The 249-nt window shown below is 45.8% G+C and carries 1 pseudogene; it reads left to right on the top strand.

The features are described 5' to 3' along the window. Nucleotides 1-249 (top strand): annotated as a pseudogene (locus AAEY83_RS17430) (homoserine dehydrogenase); the annotation flags it as partial.

Here is a 249-nt window from a genome sequence, read left to right as displayed (position 1 = left end):
CATCATGCACGCCATCAAAAACGGCAAACATGTGGTGACAGCAAATAAAGCCTTGTTGGCTGAGCACGGCAATGAGATTTTTGCTTTCGCTGAAGCCAATAATGTCCACGTCGCTTATGAAGCGGCGGTCGCAGGTGGTATTCCAATCATCAAAGTGATGCGTGAAGCACTGGCTGCTAATAAAATCAATTGGTTGGCGGGTATCATTAATGGTACTGGCAACTTTATCATGACCGAAATGCGCGATAA

The organism is Psychrobacter sp. TB20-MNA-CIBAN-0197 (assembly GCF_040309765.1).
GTDB classification, from domain to species: Bacteria; Pseudomonadota; Gammaproteobacteria; order Pseudomonadales; family Moraxellaceae; genus Psychrobacter; species Psychrobacter submarinus.
The sequence above is the reverse complement of the archived record's forward strand: the minus strand, read 5'-3'. Positions and strand labels throughout refer to the sequence as shown.